This is a genomic window from uncultured Methylobacterium sp., assembly GCF_964242245.1.
Taxonomy (GTDB): Bacteria; Pseudomonadota; Alphaproteobacteria; order Rhizobiales; family Beijerinckiaceae; genus Methylobacterium.
Window position 1 is genome coordinate 1 of the sequence record NZ_CAXTBY010000049.1, and the last position, 25,695, is coordinate 25,695.

Consider the following 25,695-nt stretch of genomic DNA (forward strand, 5'->3'; position numbering starts at 1 on the left):
TGATCCTGCTGTTCGGCAACTTCCTTCAGCCGATGACGATCCTGTTCTCGCTGCCCCTCTCGATCGGCGGCGCGATCCTCGGGCTCCTGGTGTTCCACAAGCCGATCTCGATGCCGGTCGTCATCGGCATCCTCATGCTGATGGGCGTGGTCACCAAGAACGCGATCATGCTCGTCGACTTCGCCGTCGAGGAGATGGCCCGCGGCGTCGACCGCGCCACCGCGATCATCGATGCCGGCCGCAAGCGGGCCCGGCCGATCGTGATGACCACGATCGCCATGGCCGCCGGCATGGTGCCCTCGGCGATGGCGCTGGGCATCGGCGGCGAGTTCCGCGCGCCGATGGCCATCGCGGTGATCGGCGGCCTGATCGTCTCGACCGGCCTGTCGCTGGTCTTCGTGCCGGCGATCTTCGTGCTGATGGACGATCTCTCGCGCCTGATCGTGCGCCTGTTCTCCCGCTTCGTCGGCGAGCGCGACGATCCGGAGGACGCGGTGCTGGACCATCCCGGCTATCCCGCCAACGACGGGCGGACCTACCCGCTGCCGCCGCGGGTGGCGGCGGAGTAGTCCGCAACCGGCGTCCCCGCATCGCGCCGCGCGGTCTGTTCACCCGCCGCCCGCGCGTTTACCGGAGGCTTCGAACCGGCCGGGAGACGGGACGCATGCAGCGCATCACCATCACGATCGACGACGCTCTGCTGGCCGCCGTCGATCGGCTCTGCGAACGGCGCGGCTACGACAGCCGCTCGGAGGCGGTACGCGACATCGTCCGCGGCGCCCTGGCGCCGGACCACGCGGCGGAGGCGGGATTGGCCCCCTGCTACGGCGCGCTGAGCTACGTCTACAGCCACGGCACGCGCGACCTCGCCCGGCGCCTGACCGACGAGGGGCACCACCACGGCGTCTCGGTCGCCAGCCTGCACGTCCATCTCAGCCGGGACGACTGCCTCGAAGTGGCGGTCCTGCGCGGGTCGGTCCCGGCGATGCGGTCGTTTGCCGACACGGTCACGACCCAACGCGGGGTCCGCTACGGCCACCTGCACCTCATCCCGGAAGGCGACGAGGCCGACCGGCACGGCCACGCCGGTGCGGTGCCGGAACCCGGCGGAGCCGATGCGGCTCCGGGGCAACAAGGATCGTTATAATCCATTCGTATGAGGTTTGTCTGTTTTCCTCATACGAGCGGCGTGCGAGGACGGGGTCGCCGTCACGCTTATCCCGGAAGCTCCGGTGCCGCCTCCCGTCGCCCGACCGATCCTCCTCTCCCGGCCATCGCGGCCGATCTCCGTGCGCGAGCTGGTCCTGGCCGCGGGTGGCCTGCTGCTCGCCGGATCCGCTCACGCCCTCGCGGCGCCCACCGAGACGCGGCTCGACGAGATCTCCGTGACGACCGCGCCGGGACCGGCCGAGCCCGTCGCCAGCGCCGGCTACGTCGGGGGCGTCGTCGGCACCGGCGGTGCGATCCCGACCGTGGACGCGGCCAGCGCCGGCATCATCTCGGGCGCGGCGCTGAACAGCCGCCCGATCACGCGACCCGGCGAGGTGCTGGAGGCGGTGCCCGGCCTTATCGTCACGCAGCACTCCGGGGAGGGCAAGGCCAACCAGTACTTCCTGCGCGGGTTCAACCTCGACCACGGCACCGACATCGCGATCACCGTCGACGGCATGCCGGTGAACATGCGCACCCACGCCCACGGCCAGGGCTACGCCGACCTCAACTTCCTGATCCCCGAACTCGTCGGCGCGGTGGAGTTCCACAAGGGGCCGTACTTCGTCCGCGACGGCGACTTCGCCTCGGCCGGCTCCGTGCGGATCGACACCCTCGATACGGTCGCGAAGAACGTCGCGCAGACCTCCATCGGCAGCTTCGGCTATGCGCGGGCCTTGACCATCGCCTCCGTGCCGCTCGGGCAAGGCCACCTGCTGGTGGCCGGCGAGGCCCAGGTCTACGACGGGCCGTGGGCGGTGCCGGATTCCTTACGCAAGGTGAACGGCGTCGTCCGCTACAGCCAGGGCACGCCGCTCGACGGGTTCTCGGTCACCGGCATGGCCTATGCCGCGCGCTGGACCGCCACCAACCAGATCCCCGAGCGCGCCGTCTCGGAAGGGGTCATCGGTCGCTTCGGAACGCTCAACCCGACCGACGGCGGCGACACCAGCCGGTTCTCCCTGTCCGGGCGCTGGAGCGGGACGGACGACACGGGCGTGACGCGGGCCTCGGCGTACGTGATCCGCTACCGGATGAACCTGTTCAACGACTTCACCTACGTCCTCACCGATCCGGTGAACGGCGACCAGTTCCACCAGCTCGACCAGCGCATCCTCGGCGGGGCTGAGGTCAGCCACGTCTTCCAGGGCGACCTGTTCGGGCGACCGATTGAGACCGAGATCGGCGTGCAGACGCGGACCGACTCGATCCGCGTCGGGCTGTTCAACACCACGAACCGCCAGTTCCGCTCCGCCATCCTCGACGACCGCGTGCTGGAGGCGAGCGGGGCGTTCTACCTCGACACCCGACTGTGCTGGACCGACTGGCTGCGCACCAGCGTGGGCTTTCGCGCCGACGGCTACCATGCCGACGTCGTCTCCGACACGGCGGCCAACTCCGGGCGGGCGCGCGACGGCATCGTCAACCCCAAGCTCGGGCTCGTGCTCGGCCCCTGGTTCGATACCGAAGTGTACGCGAACTACGGCGGCGGCTTCCACTCGAACGACGCGCGCGGCGTGACCGCGACCGTCGATCCGGCGAGCCCGCTGTTCAACATCGCCCGTTCGCCCTTCCTCGTGCCCTCGACCGGCTACGAGGTCGGCGTCCGCAACCGCTCGATCGCCGGGCTGGAGACCGCGGTGGCGCTGTTCCGGCTCGACTTCGCCTCGGAGAACCTGTTCCAGGGCGACACCGGCACGACGGAGCCGAGCCGCCCGAGCCGCCGCTTCGGCGTCGAGTGGACCAACCGCTACGCGGTGACGCCCTGGCTGACACTGGAGGGCGATCTCACGATCACGAACGCGCGCTTCTCGGACATCGACCCGGTCGGCAATCGCATCCCCGAGGCGCCGACCACCATCGCGTCGGCCGGCCTCGCCTTCGGCGAGGGGCTCGGCTGGTTCGGCGCCCTGCGCTTGCGCTACTTCGGTCCGCGCCCGCTGATCGAGGACAATTCGGTCCGCTCGAAGCCGACGGCGCTCCTGAACGGCCGGGTCGGCTACGCCTTCGCCAACGGCGTCAGCCTCTCCCTCGACGTGCTGAACCTCACCAACGCCAAGGCCGACCAGATCACCTACTTCTACACCTCGCGCCTGCCGGGCGAGGCGGCGGACGGCGTCGCGGACCGCCACTTCCACCCCGTCGAGCCGACCGCCGTGCGGCTCACCCTGGCGGGACGGTTCTAGAGCATTTTCCATGATCCTCGGATCACGAAAAATGCTCTATCTTCTTATGTGGTCGCATCTTCTTCACGCGAGCCGGCAACCACCTCGCTTGAAAATGCTCTAGACGTGTCGGAGGCCCGGGCGTGCCGATGGCAGCATTCGGCTCGTTGTCCCGCGACGCCGTTACCTGCCCCATCCCCGGGCCTCCCGCCGCCCTTCGCGGTACCCCATGCGGCACGCGCGCACGACGCTACTGCCCGGGGCCGCCGCGCCACCTACATAAAGCGCTCCACGCGTCGACCGATCCGCGCTCGGACCCGTCGATGCTCCGGTACCGGGATGGTCGGCGCGCCCTTGCCGTGAAGCGTGCCGGCAGGACAGCCGAGGAGGACCAAGCCGCATGACCGAGACCGCAGGCTCGCCGAAGCGGGGCCGCAAGGCCGCCGTTCCATTGATACCGGACGCGTCCGCTCCGAGGCTGTCCCCGCGCGAGGCGGCCGTCGACGCGCTGATGCGGCTCGCCGCCGAGCAGCCGTGGAGCGACATCGAGGTCGGCGACATCGCCCGCGAGGCGGGTTTGAGCCTCGCCGAGCTGCGCGAGCTGTTTCCCTCGAAGGGCGCGGTCCTCGGCGGCTTGACGCGGATCATCGACCGCAAGGTGCTGGAGGAGGACGGCTCGGACTTGGCCGAGGAGCCGACGCGCGAGCGCCTGTTCGACGTGCTGATGCGGCGGCTCGATGCGATGACGCCCTACAAGCCCGCCCTCCGCCGGATCTCGTACGCGCTGCGCGGCGACCTGCTCTCGATGCTGGCGATGAACGGCGTCGCGCTGAACTCGCACCGCTACATGCTGGCGGCTGCCGGCATCGACACCGAGGGGCCGCTCGGCCGGCTCAAGCTCCAGGGCGTCGTCATCGCCTTCGCCCGCGTGGTCGAGACGTGGCTCGAGGACGACGACCCGGCGCTGGCGCAGACCATGGCGCGCCTCGACAGGGAGATCCGCAACGGCGAGCGCTTCATGGAGCGCGCCGAGGATCTGCGCCGCCTCACGGCACCCCTGCGCGCCATCGGCCGCTCGCTCCTCGACCGCCGATCGAGCCGGCGCAGCGCACCCGATGGGGAGGAGGCCGAACCCGCCGCGGCGATCTGACGGCGGGCAGGACCGCGCCCTCAGGCCGACGAGGCGGCGCGACGTAAGGATCGACCTCACGGCGAGACGCTTCAGCGAGGAGCACGTGCGACCGATCCATGCCGAGGCTGGGACACCATCTCAGTCCGGCACGACCAGCTCGGCGATTCCCTTCGCCGCGGCCGGAAAGCGCGGGTCCATCGCTTCCAGGGTGTCGGCGATGGTGCGGGCGACGAGGAGGTTGCGCAACCACTTCCGGTCGGCCGGCACCACGTGCCAGGGGGCGTGCGGCGTCGAGCAGCGGGTGAGCGCATCCGAGAACGCCGCCTGGTAGGCATCCCACGACTTGCGCTCGACGAGGTCGGCCGGATCGAACTTCCAGTGCTTCGCCGGATCGGCGATCCGCGCCTCCAGGCGCTTCTTCTGCTCGTCCTTGGAGATGTGCAGGAAGAATTTCAGGATCCGCGTGCCCGATTGCGTGAGCAGCCGCTCGAAGTCGTTGATCAGCCCGTAGCGGGCCTGCCAGACCGGTTCCGGCACGAGGCCCTTCACGCGCACCACCAGCACGTCCTCGTAGTGGCTGCGGTTGAACACGCCGATCATGCCGCGGCGCGGCGTATGCCTGTGGTAGCGCCAGAGGAAGTCGTGATCGAGTTCCTCGGAGGACGGCACCTTGAACGAGGTGACCGCGCAGCCCTGCGGGTTCACGCCCTCCAGCACAGCGCGGATGGTGCCGTCCTTGCCGCCGGTGTCGATCGCCTGGAGGACGATGAGGAGGCTCTGCCGCCGCTCGGCGTAGAGCTTCTCCTGGAAACCCCGGATGCGGGCGCGCTCGGCCGCGAGCGCCGCCTTCGCCGCGTCCTTGTCGAGGCCGCAATCGGCGTCCGCATCGACCGTCCCGAGATCGAGGCGGGTTCCCGGCGCGACCGTGACGATGCCCTCCGCACTCGGCACGGCGCCCGCGCCGCGATCCTCGGTCAGCCCCGGCGCCGCCCCGTCGATCTCGGCGGAACTGTCGGGCTCCTTCGTTACCGCGGGCTTGCCCGCGCGCTGACCGTGATGCGCCTTGCCGTGCTTCCTGCTCATGGGCCGACCTCTACCGCCTGCCGCGCGGTCGGCCTAGAGGCCCGGCATCCGGTTTGCGTGCGCTCCGCCGACCCTGACCCCCGAGTGACTTCGCCGGCATGCGTTCCCGTCCCATCGAGATCGAACGGTCCGGCGCACGCGGCGGTCCGCCGTGAACCGCGTGCCGACGATCTACTTCGTGCGCCACGGGCAGACCGATTGGAATGCGGAAGGGCGCCTGCAGGGCCAGCGCGACACCGACCTCAACGTCGCCGGCGTGCGGCAGGCCGAGGACGTGGCCGACCGCCTGCGGTGGCTCGCGGGCGACGGTCTCGCGCGGGCCGATTTCGTCGCCAGCCCGCTCACCCGGACGCGGCGCACGATGGAGATCCTGCGGGCGTGCCTTGGCCTGTCGCCGGCGGCCTACGGCCTCGATCCGCGGCTGAAGGAGATCCATTTCGGCGCCTGGGAGGGCCGGACCTGGGCGGAGATCCGCCGCCGCGACCCGGCGTCCGCGGCCGCGCGCGACCGGGACCGCTGGTTCTACCGGCCCCCGGGTGCGAACGCGGAGAGCTACGCGATGCTGACCGAGCGCGTGGCGCCGGTGCTCGCCGGTCTCGGGCCGACGACGGTCGTCGTCGCGCACGGCGGGGTTGCCCGCGCCATGCTCGTCGCGCTCGGCCATCTCGACGTGCGGGCGGCCCCGCGGATCAGCATCCGCCAGGGGACCGTCCTCGTCCTCGACGCGGCCGGATGGCGGTGGGCGTAGGCTTTCGTCCCCGCAAGCGCCCGTTCAAGCGCCGTTCAAGCGGTCGTCCTTACCTCACCCGGCTGCGACATCGGTTCGGCGTGCCGGGTGCCTCGACACGGGCACGATCCGCCGCCGGAACACCGGCCCGCCATGGCCCGGATTGCCTGCGGCGCTAAGCTCTTTTCCGAGCCCGCTCCCGGATGACGAGCCGGAACCCAGGTCGTCGGCGCGCTCTCCAGGGGGCGCGATGCGCGAAAATCGGGTATGCGGCACCGTGCGGCGCCGCCAGCGGAGTAAGTGATGAGCAGCCTCGCCGAGATGACCCGGCCCGCGTCGGATCGGCCGGCCGAGGGAACGACCGCACCCGGCGGAGGGGTTCTGCGCGGTCCCATCCGGCCGGACCTGATCCGCGACGAGGTGCTGGCCGAGGTCTTCCTCGACACCGTCCGCGCGCGGCCCGACCACCCGGCGCTGATCGACGGCTCCGCCGCGGATGCGGGTGACCGCCCTCCGCGGATCACCTACGCGGAGGTCGCCGAGCGGGCCGGGCGCATCGCGGCGGGTCTCGCCCATCGCGGGATCGGACCCGGCGACGTGGTCGGCTTGTGGATGGGGCGTGGGCCGGATCTGCTGATCGCTCAGGTCGGCATCACGCTGTCCGGCGCGGCATGGCTTCCCTTCGACGCGGAGGCGCCGGCCGACCGGGTGGCGGCGTGCCTGACCGACGCGGACGCCAAGGCGCTCCTCGTCTCGCCGGCGCTCGCGGCGGGCGCGCCGGATGCCGCGCCTGCGCTCACCGTCGAGGCCCTGCTGTCGGCGACGCCCGCATCGGCCGAGGCGCCGAACCCGCGCGTGAAGGGCCTGACGCGGCAGCACCCGGCCTACCTGATCTACACGTCGGGCTCCACCGGCGTGCCCAAGGGCATCGCCGTCAGCCACGCCAACATCTGCCACTTCCTGCGCTCCGGGAACGCGCTCTACGGGGTGGCTCCCGACGACGTGGTGTTCCAGGGGGCCTCGGTCGCCTTCGACCTCTCGATGGAGGAGATCTGGATTCCCTACCTCGTCGGCGCGAGCCTGTTCGTGGCGAGCCCCGCGATGATGGGCGACGTCGAGACGCTGCCGCGGATCATCAGTGAGGCCGGCGTCACGGTGCTCGACACCGTGCCGACCCTGCTCGCGATGATCACCGCCGATCTGCCGGGCGTCCGATTGATCCTGCTCGGCGGCGAGGCCCTGCCGGAACCGCTGGTCGCCCGCTGGGCGACGCCGTCGCGACGCCTGTTCAACACCTACGGACCGACCGAGGCGACGGTGGTGGCCACGGTCGCCGAGATGCGCCCGGGCGAACCCGTCACCATCGGCGGGCCGATCCCGAACTACTCGGTGTACGTGGCGGGCGAGGATCTGCGGCTGCTCGGGCGCGGCGAGCCCGGCGAGTTGCTGATCGGCGGCCCGGGCATCGCCCTGGGCTACCTGAAGCGGCCGGAGCTGACGGCGGATAAGTTCGTCGCGAATCCGTATCCGTCCGACGGTTCGGACCCGATCCTCTATCGCTCCGGCGATGCCGTCCTGCTCGATGCCGACGGGAACATCCTGTTCCAGGGCCGCATCGATGATCAGGTGAAGATCCGCGGCTTCCGGGTCGAGCTCGGCGAGATCGAGGCGCGCATCCGGGCGCTGCCGGGGATCAACCAAGCCGCCGTGGTGCTGCGCGCCGACGACGGCGTCGACCGGCTCGTCGCCTTCCTCGTGCCGGAACGCGGACAGGCCCTCGACAGGGCGGGCGTGCGGCGCGCGCTGGCCGAGCAGGTGCCGCCCTACATGGTGCCGGGCCACTTCGAGGTGGCCGAGGTTCTGCCGCGCCTCACCTCGGGCAAGGTCGACCGGAAGGCGCTGCGCGTCGCGACGCTGACGGTGGCCGAGGCCGACGGCGAGCAGGAGCCGCCGGAGAACCAGACCGAGGCGGCGCTGCTGGCCGCCGCCAAGCAGGTGTTCGGCAACCAGCCGATCCCGCTGACGGGCGACTTCTTCGCCGATCTCGGCGGCCACTCGCTGCTCGCTGCCCGCTTCGTCGGCGCCGTGCGGGAAGCGCCGGCGCTCGCCGCGATCACGCTCCAGGACGTGTACCGCGAGCGGACACTCCGGAGAATCTCGGACGCCCTGATCGCACGCACCGGCGGCGCCGGGACCGAGACCGCGATCCGGGATCTGAGCTTCGAGGCCCCGCCGCTCCTGCGCCGGGCTTTGTGCGGGCTGGCCCAGGCGGTCGCCCTGCCGTTCGTCATCGCGCTCGCCACCGCGCAGTGGCTCGGCATCTTCGTCACCTACCTGCTGCTCACCGGCGGGGGGCTCGGGTTCTTCGGCGAACTCGGGGTGCTGCTGCTCGTCTACGTCGCGATCAACGCGGCGACGGCGACGATCGCGGTCGCGGCCAAGTGGCTGGTCTTGGGGCGGACGAAACCCGGCCGCCACCCGCTGTGGGGGACCTACTACTACCGCTGGTGGCTGGCCCAGCGCCTTGCGCCGCTCGTCCACGTCAAGTGGCTGCAAGGCTCGCCGGCCATCGCGATCTACCTGCGCCTGATGGGCGCCAGCGTCGGGCGCGACACCCTGATCTCCGACATCGACATCGGCGCGCCGGACCTCCTGACCATCGGCGATGGAGCGTCGCTCGGCGGCCGGCTCGTCGTCGCCAACGCCGAGATCGTCGGCAACGAACTCGTCATCGGCGCGGTCGCGATCGGGCGGGATGCCGCGATCGGCACCTCCTGCGTCATCAGTTACGACACCGAGATCGGCGACCACGCCGAGATCGCCGACCTCACCACGGTGCCGGCCGGCACCCGGATCGGCGCGGCCGAGCGCTGGGACGGCTCGCCCGGCCGCAAGGTCGGCATGGCCGACCCGTCGGATCTGCCCGAGCAGGCGCCGGCCTCCGCCCGGCGGCGGGCCGGGTTCCTGGCGCTCTACGTGCTGCTGCTCGGCGCGATTCCCGCCGTCGGGCTGCTGCCGATCTTCCCGGCGTTCTTCATCTTCGACCAGATCAGCGACCGCCTCTCCGACATCACCGACATCGACTATCACTGGTACCTGCCGCTGCTGACGTGGCCGACCGCCATGCTGATGACGGCCGGCACGGTGCTGCTCATCGCTGGCATCCGCTGGATCGTGCTGCCGCGCAGGCGCTCGGGCACCTACTCGATCTGGTCGGGCTTCTACCTGCGCAAGTGGTCGGTGGCGCTGGCCGCCGAGGTGACCCTGGAGACGCTCTCGTCGCTCTTCGCGACCGTCTACATGCGGGCGTGGTACCGCCTGATGGGCGCGCGGATGGGGGAGGGGGCCGAGATCTCGACCAACCTCGGCAGCCGCCACGACCTCGCCGAGGTGGGCACGCGCAACTTCATCGCCGACGAGGTGGTCTACGGCGAGGAGGAGATCCGCCGCGGCTGGATGCACCTGCACGAAGCCCGCACGGGCGCGCGTGTCTTCGTCGGCAACGACGCGGTGGTGCCGCCCGGCGCCGACATCCCCGACGACGTGCTGATCGGCATCAAGTCGAAGCCCCCGGCCAATGCCGAGATGGCGCCGGGCGACACGTGGTTCGGCTCGCCGCCGATCAAGCTGCCCTCGCGCCAGCGGGTCGACGTCGGGACGCTCGCGCAGACCTACGAGCCGGGCCGGCTGGTGAAGCTGCGGCGCGGGGTGTTCGAGGCCTTCGCGACCTCGTTCTCGCCGATGCTCTACATCACCCTCGCGATCACCGCGATCGACTGGTACTTCTATCCGGCGATCCTGGAGCGCGACTGGACCGGGCTCGCGGTCAGCTTCGTTGCGGTCAGCGTCGCCATCGCGCTGATCCAGTCCACCGCCGTCATCGCGATGAAGTGGGCGCTGATGGGCGTCTACCAGCCCGGCATGCAGCCCATGTGGTCGTGGTGGGCGATGCGCACCGAGGCGATCGCGGTGGCCTACTGGGGCTTGGCCGGCAAGGTGCTGCTGGAGCACCTCCAGGGCACGCCGTTCCTGCCCTGGGCGTTGCGGCTGTTCGGAGTCAGGATCGGGCAGGGCGTGTGCCTGCTCACCACCGACATCACGGAGTTCGACTGCGTGACGATCGGCGACTTCGCCACCATCAACCGCACGGCGGCGCTCCAGACCCACCTCTACGAGGACCGGATCATGAAGGTCGGCCGCGTCGTCATCGGCCGCGGCGTCTCGGTCGGCGCCTTCTCGACGGTGCTCTACGACACCAGGGTCGGCGACTACGCGCGCCTGCGCCCGCTCACCATCGTGATGAAGGGCGAGTCGATCCCCGCGCATTCGGACTGGGAGGGAGCGCCGGCCGTGCCGGTGGTGCATGCGCAAGCCGAAGCGACGGCGGCGGGCTGATCAGGGGGCGCAGCGCCGGAGGGTGGTATGGATCGGCGGGTCAGGCCTCAGGTCCCCGCATCCATGGACCGGCAAGGCCCCCAATTCCTCGAGAAGGACCGCCCGCGCACAGGCGCTGAAGGCCGTGACGATCCGGCTGCGGACCTGAAGCGGAGGGAAGAGCAGCGCGAACGAGACCGGCAGCGCCGGGGCGAAGGGTCGAATCGCGATCGGGCAGACCTTGGCTTCTTCGTGCGCGGCCAGGGGATTCATCAGCGATACGCCGAGGCCCGCCGCCACGAGGACGCAAACCGCCGAGCCGAGGCCGGCCTCCGCGATCACCGGACGGTGGATGCCGGCCTCGGCGAAGACCGAATCGATTCGCGCGCGCAGCGGATTCCCAAGCGGAGACGCAATGAAGGGTACCCCGTCGAAATCCGCCGGCTGCAGCCGGTCGAGGGCGGCGAGGGGGTGATCGCGCGGCAGGACGGCGACGCAGTCCATGCGGACGACCGGCTCGATCGGCCCACTCGGCTCGTGCCCGTAGGCCATGGTGAGGCCAGCATCGCAGAACCCTGACTCGATCCATTGCCGGACCGCGCCCTCATCCCCGGCATGGATCGATACGATCACGTCGGGATAACGGTCCTTGAAGCGGGCGACGGAGTGCGCGAGCAGGCCGCCTGCGAGGCGCGGCATCGCCGCGACGCTGAGGCGTCCTGCGCCGAACGCCCGGATATTCGCGGCGGCTGTCTCGAGTGCGGACAGCCCGACGAAGGCCCGCTCGACCTCCTGGAAGAAGCGGGTTCCGTCAAGCGTCGGCGAGAGGCGGCTGCCCCTGCGGTCGAACAGCGGAAGGTGGGTGATCGCCTCCAGTTGCGCCATCAGGCGGCTGATCTGCGGTTGGGAGGTGTGAAGGCGGCGGGCAGCTTCCGTCATCGATCCCGTCGCCATCACGGCGCGGAACGCTTCGACATGTCAGAAGGTCATCCGCCGCTGCATCATATCGGATCCGAATACCCGACGGCCGAATCGGAATTGGCCGGCAACGGAGATCTCGGCCATATCCCGTAGCCGCATGGTCGCTTCGGACATGGGCCGGCCATCGGCATCGGGCGAGGTTTCGACACAGTCATGCGAGCACGGTTTTCCTTGTTGCTGTGCGCGATCCTGCTCGGTTCGCCCTCGGTGTCCTGGGGGCAGGAGAGCGGTCGCCTCGACAAGATCCGCGCGACGAGTGCGATCGCCCTCGGGTTTCCCGACGCCTCGCCGCCCTTCGCATTCCTGGACGGGGCAGGAAAGCCGGTCGGCTATTCCCTTGAGATATGCGAGCACGTCGCAGCACGGATCAAGTCGGACCTCGGCCTAGCCACCCTTGAAATCCGGCACGTGCCGGTGATGTCGGCGACGCGGATCCCGCTGATCAACAACGGGACCATCGATCTCGAATGCGGGACCGCCTCGAATCTCATCGAGCGGCATAAGCTGGTGTCCTTCGCGCCGACCACGTTCGTGGCGCAGATCGTCCTGGTCGCCCGGAAGGATTCCAGGGTCGATGTCGACGACCTGTCCTCGTTCCGCGGGAAGGCGATCTCGGCCCAGGCCGGGGGCGAAACCCAGCGGGTCGTCACGCGGATCAACGCGCGGGACAAGCTCGACATCACGGTGATGGCGGCCAAAGACACCGCCGAGACGTTCCTGCTGCTCCAGACCGGACGCGCCACCGGATCGGTCAACGACGATGCGCTCGCCCACACCATCGTCGCGAATGCCCGGGATCCTGCAAGCTTCGTGATTGGGACGAAGGGGCTGGAATTCGCTCCCTACGGCATCCTCGAGCCGAAGGACGATCCGTCCTTCAAGATGGCCGTCGACGACGCGGTCGTCGCGCTCATGAAGGACGGCACGGTGGCGCGTCTGTACACGAAGTACTTTGAGAGTCCGCTTCCGCCCCGGCAGATCAACGTGAACTTGCCGATGAGCGACGCGCTCAGGCGCGCCCTTGCCAATCCGACCGACTCGGGCGATCCGGCGGCCTATCAGTGAGCGATGGTTGCGCAGTCGAGGAAGGGCGCATCGGAACCCGCAGGAACACAGGCATATCCTCGATGCAGCCTCAAGACCGACCGGAGGCCGAGCACGACGGCGGCGCCGTGGACCTGCGCAGCGACACGGTCACGCGGCCGACGGCGGCCATGTATGACCGTATGCGCCTGGCACCGATTGGCGATGACGGGCTCGACGGTGATCCTACAGCGCGCGCGCTGGAGGCCGCCGCGGCCGCGGCCCTCGGCAAGGAAGCCGGCCTGTTCGTCCCGAGCTGTACGATGGCCAACCTCCTCGCCACCCTGGCGCAGGTCCAGCGGAACCAGCAGGTCGTTCTTGAGGCGCAGGCGCACATGTACACGGCCGAGCGGGGCGCGGCGACCTTCACGGGCGCGTTCCATGTCGGTATCCCAGGCATCGACGGCGCCATGGATCTCGATCGGCTCGAAGATGCCTTGGACGGGTCCGGGACGCGTCTCCAGACCGGCCTGATCGGACTCGAGACATCCCACAACAATGCGGGGGGCACCGTCCTGGCGCTGGACCACATGCGCACCGCCCACGAACTCGGACGGAGCCGCGGCATCCCGGTCCACCTCGACGGCGCACGCCTCTTCAACGCCGCGGTGTACCTTGGCGTAGCGCCCCAGGCGATCGCCCGCCATGCCGACACCGTATCGCTGTGCCTCTCCAAGGGTCTCAGCGCTCCGGTCGGAGCGATCCTGGCCGGTCCCCGCGCGGTCGTCGATCACGCCCGTCGCCTGCGCCGCATGCTGGGGGGCACGCAGCGTCAGGTCGGCATCATGGCCGCGGCCGGGCTCGAAGCGATCGAGGTCATGGGAGACCGCCTCGCGGAGGATCATGCCCGCGCCCGCCTTCTGAGCGCGGGCCTGAACGCGCTCCACCCGAACCTCAGGGCGTCCTGCGCCCAGACGAACATCGTGCAGGTCGACCTGTCGCGAACGGGGCGCAGCAGCGCGGATTGGGTGACCGCCCTCGCCGGGGCCGGCCTGCTGGTGAGGCCCCTCGGCCGGGATCGGCTCCGTTGCGTCACCCACCGGCACATCGACGGTGCCGCCGTCAGCGCGGCGCTTCGGGCGTTTCGGGTTTGCCTGGACGCGATCCCCTGAGAGGCGCGACGCGGCGGACGGCGCCCTCAGGCCGCCTCGTCCCGCTTGCCCAGCCGCTTGTCGAGGTAGGTGTCGACCGTCCGGGTCAGCTCCTCGACCTTGCCGTCGAAGAAGTGGTTGGCGCCCTCGACCATCTGGTGCTCGATGACGACGCCCTTCTGCGTCTTCACCTTCTCGATCACCGGCATGACCTCGCGGGCGGGCGCGACCCGGTCCTCGGAGCCGTGGACGAACAGGCCCGAGGACGGGCAGGGGGCGAGGAAGGTGAAGTCGTAGCGGTTGGCCATCGCCGCGATCGAGATGAAGCCCTCGATCTCGGGGCGGCGCATGAGCAATTGCATCCCGATCCACGAGCCGAACGACACGCCGGCGATCCAGCACGACTTCGCCTCCGGGTTGACCGACTGGACCCAGTCCAGCGCCGCCGCCGCATCCGACAGTTCACCGGAACCGTGGTCGAAGGCACCCTGGCTGCGGCCGACGCCGCGAAAATTGAAGCGGAGCGCCGCGAAGCCGCGATTCGCGAACGTGTAGAACAGGTTGTACACGATCTGGTTGTTCATCGTGCCCCCGAACTGGGGATGCGGGTGCAGCACGATCGCGATCGGCGCGCCGCGCCGCTTGGGGGCTTGGTAGCGGCCCTCCAGGCGGCCGGCCGGACCGGTGAAGATGACCTCGGGCATATCCTCGACTCCTGTGGCCGCCACTAGGCGCTGCTGCCCGCCGAGACGACCGTGTAGCCGACGCGGGGCGCGGCCTCGCGCGGTCCGCCTTGACTCGCACCGCGCTGGACGTAAAAGCAGGCTTAGAATAATTCTAGGCGATTGGAATGCTTCTAATCTAGGAAGTGGCGGCGGCTTCCGACGGCGATGTCCGCCGTTCAACGAGACGGAAGCGCGTCGAAGCGCGCCTTAGCACACTGCTCCGGTGCCAGAGCAAGGAAATGTCGCATCCCCGGCTTCACGGACCACGGATGAACCTGGATCGGGCCTACCTCGATCACAACGCCACGTCTCCGGTCCGTCCGGAGGTGTCGGCCGCCGTGGCTGCGGCCCTGGCGCTGCCGGGCAATCCGTCCTCGGTCCACGCCGAGGGCCGGGCGGCCCGCGCCGCCCTGGAAGAGGCCAGGGTCAGGCTCGGACGCCTCGTCGGCGCCGCACCGGATCGCATCGTGTTCACCAGCGGCGGCACCGAGGCCGCGAACGCGGCGCTGTCGGGCGCGCTCCTGCGCCGCGGCCTGTCCGCGCCGACGCGGCTGCTCGCCGGTGCCACCGAGCACCCCTGCGTCTCCGCCGGGCACCGCTTCCCGGCCGACGCGACCGAAATTCTCCCGGTCCTGTCCTCCGGCCTGCTCGACCTCGCCGCCCTCGAAGGCCGCCTCGATGCGCTGCGGGACGAGGTGGTCCTGATCTCGGTCCACGCGGCCAACAACGAGACCGGCGTGATCCAGCCGCTGGCCGCGATCGTGGCACTGGCGCGGGCCCACGGCCGGGCGCTGGTCCACAGCGACGCGGTTCAGGCGGTCGGCAAGATCCCGCTGGACTTCACCGGCCTCGGCCTCGATGCCCTGACGCTCTCGGGCCACAAGTTCTCCGCGCCGAAGGGCGTCGGCGCCCTCGTCCTGAGCGCGGACGCGAGGCTTGATGCGGCCTTCGTCCGCGGCGGCGGGCAGGAAGCCCGCCTGCGCTGCGGCACCGAGAACCTTGCCGGCATCGTCGGCATGGGCCGGGCGGCCGAGATCGCGCACCGCGCCCTCGATGCGGAGGCATGCCGCCTCGCTGCGCTGCGCGACGCGATCGAGCGCGGCGTCCTCGCCCGTGCTCCGAACGCGGTGATCTTCGGCTGCGGCGCGCCCCGGTTGCCGAACACGCTGAGCTTCGCCGTGCCGGGCCTCGACGCGCCGACAGCGCTGATCGCCCTGGACCTTGCCGGGATCGCCGTCTCGTCGGGTTCGGCCTGTTCGTCGGGCAAGGTGGCGCGCTCGGTCGTTCTCGCGGCGATGGGCGTGAACCCTGCACTCAGCGCAGGGGCACTGCGCGTCAGCCTCGGCTGGAATAGCCGAGCCAGCGACGTTGCGCGCGCCCTCGACGCCTTCGAACGGGTGGTCGCCACCCTATATGGAAAGCAAGGGAAAGCGGCCTGAACGCCGGGTTTCCATGCCCTGTCACGAGAAGCGTCCGGCCCTTGACGCCGGCGATGCTTAGGAGACGCTGATGCCTGCCGTGCAGGAAACCATCGACCGGGTCCGCTCGATCGACCTCGACCAGTACAAGTACGGCTTCGAGACCACCATCGAGATGGAGAAGTCCGCCAAGGGCATCTCCGAGGACGTGGTGCGCTTCATCTCGGCCAAGAAGGACGAGCCCGCGTGGATGCTGGACTGGCGCCTCGACGCGTACGCGCGCTGGCAGACCATGCAGGAGCCGGACTGGGCCCGCGTCTCCTACGACAAGGTCGATTACAGCGACATCTACTACTACGCCGCGCCCAAGCGACCGGCGGCGATGTCGCTCGACGAGATCGATCCCGAGATCCTGAAGACCTACGAGAAGCTCGGCATCCCCTTGCGCGAGGTCGAGGTGCTGGAGGGCATCGCCCCCGAGCGCCGGGTCGCGGTCGACGCGGTGTTCGATTCGGTCTCGGTCGCGACCACCTTCAAGGCGGAACTGTCGAAGGCCGGTGTGATCTTCATGCCGATTTCCGAGGCCGTGCGCGAGTACCCCGATCTCGTGAGGAAGTACCTCGGCTCCGTCGTGCCGGTGACCGACAACTTCTTCGCGACGCTGAACTCGGCGGTGTTCTCCGACGGCTCGTTCGTCTACATCCCGCCGGGCGTGCGCTGCCCGATGGAGCTGTCGACCTACTTCCGCATCAACGAGCGCGACACCGGCCAGTTCGAGCGCACGCTCATCATCGCCGACAAGGGCTCATACGTCTCGTACCTGGAGGGCTGCACCGCCCCGAAGCGCGACGACAACCAGCTCCACGCCGCGGTGGTCGAGCTCGTCGCGCTGGATGACGCCGAGATCAAGTACTCGACCGTCCAGAACTGGTATCCCGGCGACAACGAGGGCCGCGGCGGCATCTACAACTTCGTCACGAAGCGCGGCGATTGCCGCGGCAAGAACGCGAAGATCTCGTGGACGCAGGTCGAGACCGGCTCGGCGATCACCTGGAAGTACCCGTCCTGCATCCTGCGCGGCGACAATTCCCGCGGCGAGTTCTACTCGATCGCGGTGTCGAACGGCATGCAGCAGGTCGATTCCGGCACGAAGATGATCCATCTGGGCAAGAACACCACCAGCCGGATCATCTCGAAGGGCATCTCGGCCGGCCGCTCGCAGAACACCTACCGGGGCCTCGTCTCGGCGCACCGGAAGGCGACGAACGCGCGGAACTTCACCAACTGCGACTCGCTGCTGATCGGCGACCAGTGCGGGGCGCACACGGTGCCCTACATCGAGTCGAAGAACGCGTCCGCGGTGTTCGAGCACGAGGCCACCACCTCGAAGATCTCCGAGGACCAGATGTTCTACTGCCAGCAGCGCGGGCTCTCGAACGAGGAGGCGACCGCGCTGATCGTCAACGGCTTCGTCCGCGACGTGCTGCAGCAGTTGCCTATGGAGTTCGCTGTTGAGGCGCAGAAGCTGATCTCGATCAGCCTGGAAGGGTCCGTGGGCTGACAAGGGCCGGGCAAAGGCTTTGGCAACGGGGGAGGGTTATACGCTCCTGTCGGAGCGAGCGGCGTTCTCTCCCGCGGAGCCAGGATCGATGAGCCATCAGAGCGGCCGGTTTGCAGGGAAGGCGGCTCCGGAGAGCGACATCGACTGGTCTGAGCCGGCGCCCGCGCCGCACGGGTCCGGCTTCGACGAGGTGCTTCAGGACCTCGGGACGGTCGAGCGGCGGGCGGAAGCCGAGAAGCGGATGCGCCACCGCGCGGCCTGCGAGTTCCTGGCGACGTTCTACCGGAGCGACGTCGAGAACGCGAAGGTGCTGAAGCAGCAGGGCATCGCCACGGGTCTCGCCCCGACGCAGATCGCCTTCGCCAAGGCCGGGCGTCCGGCCGAGGTGGCGATCGTGGTGACGACGGGCGGCGCCCTGTCGGTGATGTTCGCGCCCGGCGGTCTGCGCACCCACGTGCAGCGGACCGACCTCGGGGACTTCGATCCGCTCGCCAAGTCCACCCTGCGCAGGCGGATGATCGGGCTGGTGATCGGCTATCTCGGCGTCGGCGATCCCTGAGGGAGCGGCGACGCGGGATGCAGGAACGCCCGGCGGACGCAAGTCTCCCGCGGCGACTTCGAGGGATGTCCCGGTCTGCTGGGCCGGGCGGACCGTATCAACGTTGGGACTGACGAACGATGCTAGAGATCAAGAACCTCGTCGTGCAGATCGAGGACAACCGCATCCTCAACGGGCTCGACCTCACCATCGGCGACGGCGAGGTCGCCGCGATCATGGGGCCGAACGGGTCGGGCAAGTCGACCCTGTCCTACGTCATCGCCGGCAAGCCCGACTACGAGGTGCTCGACGGCGAGATCCTGCTCGACGGCACCGACATCCTGGAGATGGGCGCCGACGCGCGCGCTGCCGCCGGCGTGTTCCTGGCGTTCCAGTATCCGCTGGAGATCCCCGGCGTCGGCACGATGACCTTCCTTAAGGCCTGCCTCAACGCCCAGCGCCGGGCGCGCGGCGAGAGCGACCTCTCGACGCCGGACTTCATCCGCCAGGTCAACGCCGCCGCCGACGGGCTGGAGATCCAGAAGGACATGCTCAAGCGGGCGCTGAACGTCGGCTTCTCCGGCGGCGAGAAGAAGCGCATGGAGATCCTCCAGATGGCCCTGCTCAAGCCGAAGGTCTGCGTGCTCGACGAGACCGATTCCGGCCTCGACATCGATGCGCTGCGCATCGTCTCCGAGGGCGTGAACGCGCTGCGCAGGCAAGGCCGCTCCTTCCTCGTCATCACGCACTACCAGCGGCTCCTGAACCACATCGTGCCCGACAGCGTCCACGTGATGTCGAAGGGCCGCATCGTGAAATCCGGCGGCAAGGAACTGGCGCTCGAACTCGAAGCCTCCGGCTACGCCGAGTACCGCAGCGAGGCCGCTTGACCATGGCCGACGTGAAGAACCTGCGAACCGCCGCCGAGACCGGCTTCGCGAAGCTGTTCGAGGTCGCGCGGATGAAGTTCCCGACCGGCGTCGGGCTCGCCCGCGAGGAGGCGTTCCGCTTCTTCGAGGCGGCCGGCCTGCCGAGCCGCCGGGTCGAGGCGTTCAAGTACACGGACCTGCGCGCCGCGCTGACCGATGCGGCCCCCCCCTCCGAGACGCTCTCGGCCGAGGTGGCGAAGGCCGCCTCCGACGCCGCGAAGGGGTTTGCCGGCATCGAGGCCGTACGCCTGACCTTCGTCAACGGCCACCTGATCGCGGCCCTGTCGGACCTCGACCGGGTGCCGGCGGGCGTCACGGTCTCGACGCTGAGCGACGCGCTCACGAACGGCGACGCGCTTCTGGACAAGCTCGCGCCGGTCGACCAGGCCCGCGAGAACCCGATCTACCAGCTCAACGCCGCCTTCATGGCCGACGGCGCGCTGATCCGCGTCGCGGCCGGCACCAAGGTCGATCTGCCGATCCACCTGCGCTTCGTCGGCACGGGCGCCGACGCGTTCTCGACCGCGACCCGCGTGCTGGTCTCGGTGGAGGAGGGCGCGGACTTCACCCTGCTGGAGAGCCATGAAGGACCCGAGCAGATCGCCTACCAGCCCAACGACGCGCTCGACGTGGTGGTCGCCGACCGCGCCGCCTTCCGCCACGCGCGGCTCAACGCCGAGGGACGGGCGGCGCTCGCGCTCTCGACGCTCTCGGCCCGGATCGGGGCGGGCGCGCATATCGAGACCGTGAACGTTGTGGTCGGCGCGGCTTTCTCGCGCCACCAGATCTTCCTGAACTTTGCCGGCGACGACGCCACCGCCACCGTCAACGGGGCGACCATGCTGAACGACAAGCAGCTCGCCGATTCGACGCTGCTCGCCGACCACGCGGCGGTGGGCGGAATCAGCCGCGAGCTGTTCAAGACGGTGATCGACGGCGAATCGACCGGCGTGTTCCAGGGCAAGATCATCGTCCGGCAGGTCGCGCAGAAGACCGACGGCAAGATGATGTCGGCCTGTCTGCTCCTGTCGGATGCTGGGCAGATGATGAACAAGCCGGAGCTGGAGATCTTCGCCGACGACGTCGCCTGCGGCCACGGCGCCACCTGCGGGGCACTCGACGACGAGCTACTGTTCTACCTCATGGCCCGCGGCCTGCCCCGCCCGCAGGCCGAGAGCCTGCTGGTCCAGGCCTTCCTCGGCGAGGCGGTGGAAGCGGTGAGCCACGAGGGCGCCCGCGCGGCGATGATCGGCACGATCGAGGCTTGGTTGAAGGCGCGAGGGTGAGCTTTACCCTCCCCCCTCTGCGGGGGAGGGTGCCCTGCGGATGCAGGGCGGGAGAGGGGAGCGCCCTCTCCGGAACTGGCGCTCCCCTCTCCCGACCCTCGCTGACGCGAGGGCCACCCTCTCCCACAGAGGGGAGAGGGTCGGAAACGAGGCGAGACAGGACCGATGAACGCACCCACACGCCTGCCCCCCTACGACGTCGAGGCGATCCGGGCGCAGTTCCCGATCCTCTCCGAGACGGTCTACGGGAAGCCGCTGGTCTACCTCGACAACGCCGCGTCCGCGCAGAAGCCGCGCGCGGTGATCGACGCGATGGTGTCGTGCATGGAGACCGGCTACGCCAACGTCCACCGCGGCCTGCACTTCATGGCGAATGCCGCCACCGAAGGCTTCGAGGGCGCGCGCGAGACCACGCGGCATTTCCTCAATGCGGCCTCCACCGACGAGATCATCTTCACCCGCAACGCGACCGAGGCCTACAACCTCGTCGCCGCATCGATGGCTCAAGCCGGGCTGATCGGGGAGGGCGACGAGATCATCCTCTCGATCATGGAGCACCACTCCAACATCGTCCCCTGGCATTTTTTGCGCGAGCGGCGCGGTGCGGTGATCAAGTGGGCGCCGGTGGACGACGACGGCAACTTCCTCGTCGAAGAGTACGAGAAGCTGTTCTCGGCCCGCACCAAGATGGTCGCGATCACTCAGATGTCGAACGTGCTTGGCACGATCACACCGGCCGCCGAGATCGTCCGCATCGCCCACGCCCACGGGGTGCCGGTGCTGCTCGACGGGGCGCAGAGCGCGGTGCATGGGCCAGTGGATGTGCGGGCGCTGGATTGCGACTTCTTCGTCTTTACCGGCCACAAGGTCTACGGCCCGACCGGGATCGGCGTCCTCTACGGCAAGAAGGACTGGCTGGAGCGCCTGCCGCCCTACCAGGGCGGCGGCGAGATGATCCGCACGGTCTCCCAGGACAGCATCACCTACAACGACCCGCCGCACCGCTTCGAGGCGGGCACGCCCGCGATCATCGAGGCGGTGGGCTTGGGCGCCGCGCTCGAATTCATGATGTCGGTCGGTCGCGAAAAAATCGCCGCGCACGAGGCGGACCTCACCGCCTACGCGCAGGAGCGATTGGGCGCGATGAATTCGGTTCGCCAGATCGGCAACGCCAAGCACAAGGGCGGCGTCATCGCCTTCGAGGTGAAGGGGGCGCACGCCCACGACATCGCCACCGTGATCGACCGCTCCGGAGTCGCGGTGCGGGCCGGCACCCACTGCGCCATGCCGCTCTTGACCCGCTTCGGCGTGACCTCGACCTGCCGCGCCTCGTTCGGGCTGTACAACACCCGCGCCGAGATCGACGTGCTCGCCGAGGCGCTCGGGCGCGCCGAGATGCTGTTCGCCTGAGATTTTTGGATGGATCGGTCGCCAGCCGAGGGCGGCCGACGGAGGATCAAGACCATGAGCAGCACCGACGCGACGATCACCGGCGGCGCCAACACCCCCAAGGTCGCGGGCGCAGAGGGCGTGCCGCCAGCCGAACTCGACCGGCTCACCGACGACATCGTCGCGGCGCTGAAGTCGGTCTACGATCCCGAGATCCCGGCCGACATCTACGAACTCGGCCTGATCTACAAGGTCGACATCGACGACGACCGCAAGGTGGCGATCGACATGACGCTGACCGCACCCGGTTGCCCCGTCGCCGGCGAGATGCCGGGCTGGGTCGAGGACGCCGTCGCCAAGGTGCCCGGCGTCCAGTCCTGCGCCGTCACGATGGTGTTCGACCCGCCGTGGGACCAGAGCCGGATGTCCGACGAGGCCCGCGTCGCGCTCGACATGTGGTAGGATGCCGCCGCCCCGAGGGTTGCCGGGCCGCCGCCGCCGAGCGGTACGGCTGCTCTGGATCGGACCTTCGGCCGTACCTGAGGGGCGGGCATCGGCTGACCCGTACATCTTCGGTGGATAGCGCCGGCCGCGAACCATCAAGCCGTCGGGCGCCGATCTCGGCAGAGACGATCCGGTGTCTCGGTGGACCAGAGCCCGGCGAGGGCTTATCGTCATTATGCCAGGGTACGCCTGTCACCAGCCCGGGCCTTGAACCCGGTCGCCGGAGAGCCAACCATGTCGACACGTTTCAAAGTCATGTCGCTGACCGATGCGGCAGCCGAGCGCATCAAGGCGATCATCGCCGATGCCGACCGTCCGATCGCGGGCCTGCGCGTCGGCGTGAAGAACGGTGGCTGCGCCGGCATGTCCTACACGATGGAGTACGCCGAGGACCGCCGCGCTGGTGAGGACGCAATCGAGGATCGCGGCGTCACCGTCTTCGTTGATCCGAAGGCCCTGCTGTTCCTGCTCGGGACCGAGATGGACTTCCAGACCGGCAGGCTGGCGTCGCAGTTCGTGTTCAACAACCCCAACCAGACCTCGTCCTGCGGCTGCGGCGAATCCGTCGCGATCACGCCGGTCAGTCACGAACGGCTGCACGCCTCGGCCTGAGCCGGCCTATGGGTTCGAGCCGAAAAGTCCGCCGACGCCGCGCACTGGCTCGGAGAGAGACGAACCGGAGGCGAGAACACTTCGTATGCGTTTGGAAGGGGATCGGAAGAATGACGGTGGGGACCTGCTCGCGCCGCAGCGGGCGCTGCGGTTCACCGGATCGCGAACCGGTCAGGCCACGTTGGTGATCGGCTCCGCGGCGGCCGCATCGTCCATGGTTCGGTTGCGGCCGCCGCGCTTGGCCGCGAACATGCAGAGGTCCGCCCGCTCCAGCAGAGAGACCGGCGTGTCGCCCCTTCGGTAGACGCCAAGGCCGAGGGAGATCGTCACCTTGCCGAGCGACTCGCCGGTCGAGCGCTTCACGAGTTCCCGGCCCATCACGCTGGTGCGTACCTTCTCCGCGATGGCGCGCGCGGCCTCGCGTCCGGTCCCGGGCAGCAGGATGCCGAACTCCTCGCCGCCGAAGCGCGCGAGCATGGCGACACTCCCGACACTCTCGCGCATGACGATGGCGACGAGGCGCAGGACTTGGTCGCCGGTCAGGTGCCCGTAGAGATCGTTGAAGCGCTTGAAGAAATCGATATCGAGGACGATCAGGCTCGCCGACGCGCCGCGCGCGGAGGCATCGATCAGCTTGCGCAGCATCTCCTCGAAATGCTTGCGGTTGCCCAATCCGGTCAGAGGATCGGTCAGGCTCTCGAGGCGGGTCGCTTCGAGCTTTTCACGAAGACCCTCGACTTCGGTGCGGCTCTCGCGCATCCGCGCTTCGAGGGTGCGGTTGTTGGCGGCGACCTCGCGCGTCGTCGCGACGAGGCTGGCCACGATCTCGCGGAGGCGGACGCGGTTCAAGGTGGAGACGGCGAGATCCTGGCTCAGGACGCGCAGCGCCTCGCCGTACTGCACCGCCGAGCCCAGCGACAGGTCGAGCATCTCCATGATGCCCTCGATCTCCGCGAGCATCGTCGCCCCGGTCTCACCGGCCGCGTCGGCGTAGCTCGAACCCCCGAGGTAACCCTCGTAGAGCCGGTCCACGTCGCTCGCCGAGAGGGCGGGGTTCTCGGCGGTCAGGCGCTTGACGGCATCGTTCAGCAACGGCTTCTCGCCGGACACGTAGGTGTACCAGACGGCATAGGCCCGCGGCGTGGCGGATGGGCCGTAATCGCGGATCAAGTCCTGGGCGCGCTGCGCCAACGCGAAGCTGCGGTCCCGGTCGCCGTAGGCCCCGTCGCTCATCATATCCTCACCATCCGCCCACGATATCCTCCTCGCGAAGGACGTGTCGGACTTGGAGGTTGAGTATGCGTCATCGACCGTGGACGGACGGTTAAACCGGGCCGGTCGAACCGGATCGAGCCTTATTTTTTCACCGCGGCCGAACGCAGCATGAAGGCAGGGACGTGTTCGCCGAGGCCGACGGGCGTGTCGCCATCCTCGTCACGTCTGCGCCCGGAGGAGGCGCGATCGTCGCGCAGCCGATCCGGCACCACGCGCGGAGTGGCTGGGGATCGTTCTGCACGCGGCCGAAACTCGGGCTGCCGGCGCGCCTCCGTTCCTCGACGTGGTGCTTCCTGTCGCGGAACCTCCTGCACTATGGGTTCCTCCACGGCCGCCGCTTCTGCTTCCCCGCTGCGCGCGGTCGCCGCACGCCGCGACGACGGGGCGCGCGCGCCGCGGGATGCCACCTCGAGTTCCGGATCACGCGCGCGGCGGCTCGAGGTTGCCGAGCGCCCGCGATGGCGCGTGCGGGTCTCGCCCTCGCCCTCCTCGGACGACGCCGAGGCGAGATCGCCGTCCATCCACGCGATCGGCTGACCGATCAGGGACTCGATCGCCTGGAGCGAGCGACCATCGCTGCGGCTGACCAGGGTGAAGGCGCTGCCGGCCCGGCCGGCTCGGCCCGTGCGGCCGATGCGGTGGACGTAGTCCTCGGGATGGTTCGGCACGTCGAAATTGAAGACGTGGCTGACCGCCGGGATATCGAGGCCGCGCGCCGCGACGTCGCTGGCGACGAGCAGGGCCGTCTCACCGCCCCGGAACGCGTCGAGCGCCGCGGTGCGCGAGCGCTGGTCCATGTCCCCGTGGAGGGCGGCCGCGTCGAAGCCGTGGCTGACCAGCGACTTCTGCAGCAGCGCCACGTCGCGCTTGCGGTTGCAGAAGATGATGCCGTTCTTCAGCTCCGCCTCGCCGCGGATCAGCCGGCGCAGCCGGTCGCGCTTGACGCTGCCCTCGGAGCCCGTGGCGACGAGGCGCTGGACGATCGTCGCGGCGGTGGAGGCGGCGCGCGCCACTTCAATCCGCTCGGGGTTGTGCAGGAACATGTCGGCCAGCCGCTCGATCTCCGGCGGCATGGTGGCCGAGAAGAACAGGGTCTGCCGGGTGAACGGCACCATCTTCACGATGCGCTCGATGTCGGGGATGAAGCCCATGTCGAGCATGCGGTCGGCCTCGTCGATCACGAGGAGCTCGACACCGCTGAGCAGCAGCTTGCCGCGCTCGAAGTGGTCGAGCAGGCGCCCCGGCGTCGCGATCAGCACGTCGGTGCCGCGGGTGAGCTTGGCATCCTGATCGGCGAACGAGACGCCGCCGATAATCAGCGCGACGTTGAGCTTGTGGTTGGTGCCGTAGCGGTCGAAGTTCTCGACCACCTGGGCTGCGAGCTCCCGCGTCGGCTCGAGGATCAGGGTCCGCGGCATGCGGGCCCGCGCGCGCCCGTTCTCCAGCATCGTCAGCATGGGCAGGGTGAAGGCCGCCGTCTTGCCGGTGCCGGTCTGGGCGATCCCGAGCACGTCGCGGCGCGCCAGCACGTGCGGGATGGCCTGTTCCTGGATCGGCGTCGGCTCGGTGTAGCCGGCAGCGGTCACGGCCTGGAGGACCTTGTCGCTCAATCC

At 69.5% G+C, this 25,695-nt stretch carries 21 protein-coding genes and 1 pseudogene; 16 read left to right on the plus strand and 6 right to left on the minus strand.

Annotated features, from left to right (window positions below; translation table 11 throughout):
- The 4 genes from ACFE8Y_RS12090 to ACFE8Y_RS12105 form a co-directional block, all read left to right on the plus strand.
- The coding region (locus tag ACFE8Y_RS12090) for an efflux RND transporter permease subunit (RefSeq protein WP_375464631.1) at positions 1-569 on the plus strand (569 nt) is incomplete at its 5' end.
- A 95-nt stretch (positions 570-664) separates the two neighbouring features.
- The gene (nikR, locus tag ACFE8Y_RS12095; RefSeq protein ID WP_375464632.1) at positions 665-1,147 is read left to right on the plus strand and encodes a nickel-responsive transcriptional regulator NikR; all 483 of its coding nucleotides are present in this window, start codon (positions 665-667) and stop codon (positions 1,145-1,147) included.
- A 238-nt stretch (positions 1,148-1,385) separates the two neighbouring features.
- Positions 1,386-3,395: a TonB-dependent receptor gene (locus ACFE8Y_RS12100; RefSeq protein ID WP_375464647.1), complete on the plus strand. Its 2,010-nt coding sequence runs from the start codon at positions 1,386-1,388 to the stop codon at positions 3,393-3,395.
- A 379-nt stretch (positions 3,396-3,774) separates the two neighbouring features.
- Complete coding sequence (locus ACFE8Y_RS12105) at positions 3,775-4,524, plus strand: TetR/AcrR family transcriptional regulator (RefSeq protein ID WP_375464633.1); 750 nt, start codon at positions 3,775-3,777, stop codon at positions 4,522-4,524.
- A gap of 120 nt (positions 4,525-4,644) precedes the next feature.
- Here the strand turns inward: ACFE8Y_RS12105 and ACFE8Y_RS12110 are convergent, their stop codons facing one another.
- The gene (locus tag ACFE8Y_RS12110; protein WP_375464634.1) at positions 4,645-5,589 is read right to left on the minus strand and encodes a polyphosphate kinase 2 family protein; all 945 of its coding nucleotides are present in this window, start codon (positions 5,587-5,589) and stop codon (positions 4,645-4,647) included.
- A gap of 151 nt (positions 5,590-5,740) precedes the next feature.
- On the opposite strand from ACFE8Y_RS12110, the gene ACFE8Y_RS12115 reads away from it, so the two are divergent.
- Together ACFE8Y_RS12115 and ACFE8Y_RS12120 are read left to right on the plus strand one after the other, a co-directional pair.
- Positions 5,741-6,337, plus strand: a complete 597-nt coding sequence (locus tag ACFE8Y_RS12115; RefSeq protein ID WP_375464635.1) for a histidine phosphatase family protein — start codon at positions 5,741-5,743, stop codon at positions 6,335-6,337.
- 282 nt (positions 6,338-6,619) lie between these two features.
- A complete protein-coding gene (locus ACFE8Y_RS12120; RefSeq protein WP_375464636.1) occupies positions 6,620-10,711 on the plus strand; it encodes a Pls/PosA family non-ribosomal peptide synthetase in 4,092 nt (1,363 codons plus the stop codon).
- Here the strand turns inward: ACFE8Y_RS12120 and ACFE8Y_RS12125 are convergent, their stop codons facing one another.
- Complete coding sequence (locus ACFE8Y_RS12125; protein ID WP_375464648.1) at positions 10,712-11,458, minus strand: LysR substrate-binding domain-containing protein; 747 nt, start codon at positions 11,456-11,458, stop codon at positions 10,712-10,714.
- Between the two features lie 51 nt (positions 11,459-11,509).
- A pseudogene (locus ACFE8Y_RS12130) lies at positions 11,510-11,656 on the minus strand (LysR family transcriptional regulator); the annotation flags it as partial.
- Positions 11,657-11,842: 186 nt separating this feature from the next.
- On the opposite strand from ACFE8Y_RS12130, the gene ACFE8Y_RS12135 reads away from it, so the two are divergent.
- Positions 11,843-12,736: an amino acid ABC transporter substrate-binding protein gene (locus tag ACFE8Y_RS12135; protein WP_375464637.1), complete on the plus strand. Its 894-nt coding sequence runs from the start codon at positions 11,843-11,845 to the stop codon at positions 12,734-12,736.
- Between the two features lie 62 nt (positions 12,737-12,798).
- The gene (locus ACFE8Y_RS12140) at positions 12,799-13,866 is read left to right on the plus strand and encodes a threonine aldolase family protein (protein WP_375464638.1); all 1,068 of its coding nucleotides are present in this window, start codon (positions 12,799-12,801) and stop codon (positions 13,864-13,866) included.
- Between the two features lie 26 nt (positions 13,867-13,892).
- Here ACFE8Y_RS12140 and ACFE8Y_RS12145 read toward each other — a convergent pair whose 3' ends face one another.
- Positions 13,893-14,549 (minus strand): alpha/beta hydrolase, encoded by a 657-nt coding sequence (locus tag ACFE8Y_RS12145; protein ID WP_375464639.1) that lies wholly within the window; start codon positions 14,547-14,549, stop codon positions 13,893-13,895.
- A 290-nt stretch (positions 14,550-14,839) separates the two neighbouring features.
- On the opposite strand from ACFE8Y_RS12145, the gene ACFE8Y_RS12150 reads away from it, so the two are divergent.
- From ACFE8Y_RS12150 to ACFE8Y_RS12185, 8 genes are all read left to right on the plus strand, one after another.
- A complete protein-coding gene (locus ACFE8Y_RS12150) occupies positions 14,840-16,009 on the plus strand; it encodes a cysteine desulfurase family protein (protein ID WP_375464640.1) in 1,170 nt (389 codons plus the stop codon).
- 70 nt (positions 16,010-16,079) lie between these two features.
- Positions 16,080-17,549 (plus strand): Fe-S cluster assembly protein SufB, encoded by a 1,470-nt coding sequence (gene sufB / locus ACFE8Y_RS12155; protein ID WP_375464641.1) that lies wholly within the window; start codon positions 16,080-16,082, stop codon positions 17,547-17,549.
- Between the two features lie 88 nt (positions 17,550-17,637).
- Positions 17,638-18,108, plus strand: coding sequence for a hypothetical protein (locus tag ACFE8Y_RS12160; protein WP_375464642.1), 471 nt, complete (start codon positions 17,638-17,640; stop codon positions 18,106-18,108).
- A 119-nt stretch (positions 18,109-18,227) separates the two neighbouring features.
- Positions 18,228-18,977 (plus strand): Fe-S cluster assembly ATPase SufC, encoded by a 750-nt coding sequence (gene sufC / locus ACFE8Y_RS12165; RefSeq protein ID WP_375464643.1) that lies wholly within the window; start codon positions 18,228-18,230, stop codon positions 18,975-18,977.
- Positions 18,978-18,979: 2 nt separating this feature from the next.
- Positions 18,980-20,302, plus strand: a complete 1,323-nt coding sequence (locus tag ACFE8Y_RS12170) for a SufD family Fe-S cluster assembly protein (protein WP_375464649.1) — start codon at positions 18,980-18,982, stop codon at positions 20,300-20,302.
- A gap of 165 nt (positions 20,303-20,467) precedes the next feature.
- Positions 20,468-21,712: a cysteine desulfurase gene (locus ACFE8Y_RS12175; protein ID WP_375464644.1), complete on the plus strand. Its 1,245-nt coding sequence runs from the start codon at positions 20,468-20,470 to the stop codon at positions 21,710-21,712.
- Between the two features lie 54 nt (positions 21,713-21,766).
- Positions 21,767-22,153, plus strand: coding sequence for an SUF system Fe-S cluster assembly protein (locus ACFE8Y_RS12180; RefSeq protein WP_375464645.1), 387 nt, complete (start codon positions 21,767-21,769; stop codon positions 22,151-22,153).
- Positions 22,154-22,429: 276 nt separating this feature from the next.
- Positions 22,430-22,807, plus strand: a complete 378-nt coding sequence (locus ACFE8Y_RS12185) for a HesB/IscA family protein (RefSeq protein WP_375464650.1) — start codon at positions 22,430-22,432, stop codon at positions 22,805-22,807.
- A 171-nt stretch (positions 22,808-22,978) separates the two neighbouring features.
- Here the strand turns inward: ACFE8Y_RS12185 and ACFE8Y_RS12190 are convergent, their stop codons facing one another.
- Together ACFE8Y_RS12190 and ACFE8Y_RS12195 are read right to left on the minus strand one after the other, a co-directional pair.
- The gene (locus tag ACFE8Y_RS12190) at positions 22,979-24,040 is read right to left on the minus strand and encodes a GGDEF domain-containing protein (RefSeq protein ID WP_375464651.1); all 1,062 of its coding nucleotides are present in this window, start codon (positions 24,038-24,040) and stop codon (positions 22,979-22,981) included.
- A 122-nt stretch (positions 24,041-24,162) separates the two neighbouring features.
- A partial coding sequence (locus ACFE8Y_RS12195; protein WP_375464646.1) for a DEAD/DEAH box helicase occupies positions 24,163-25,695 on the minus strand: 1,533 nt, incomplete at its 5' end.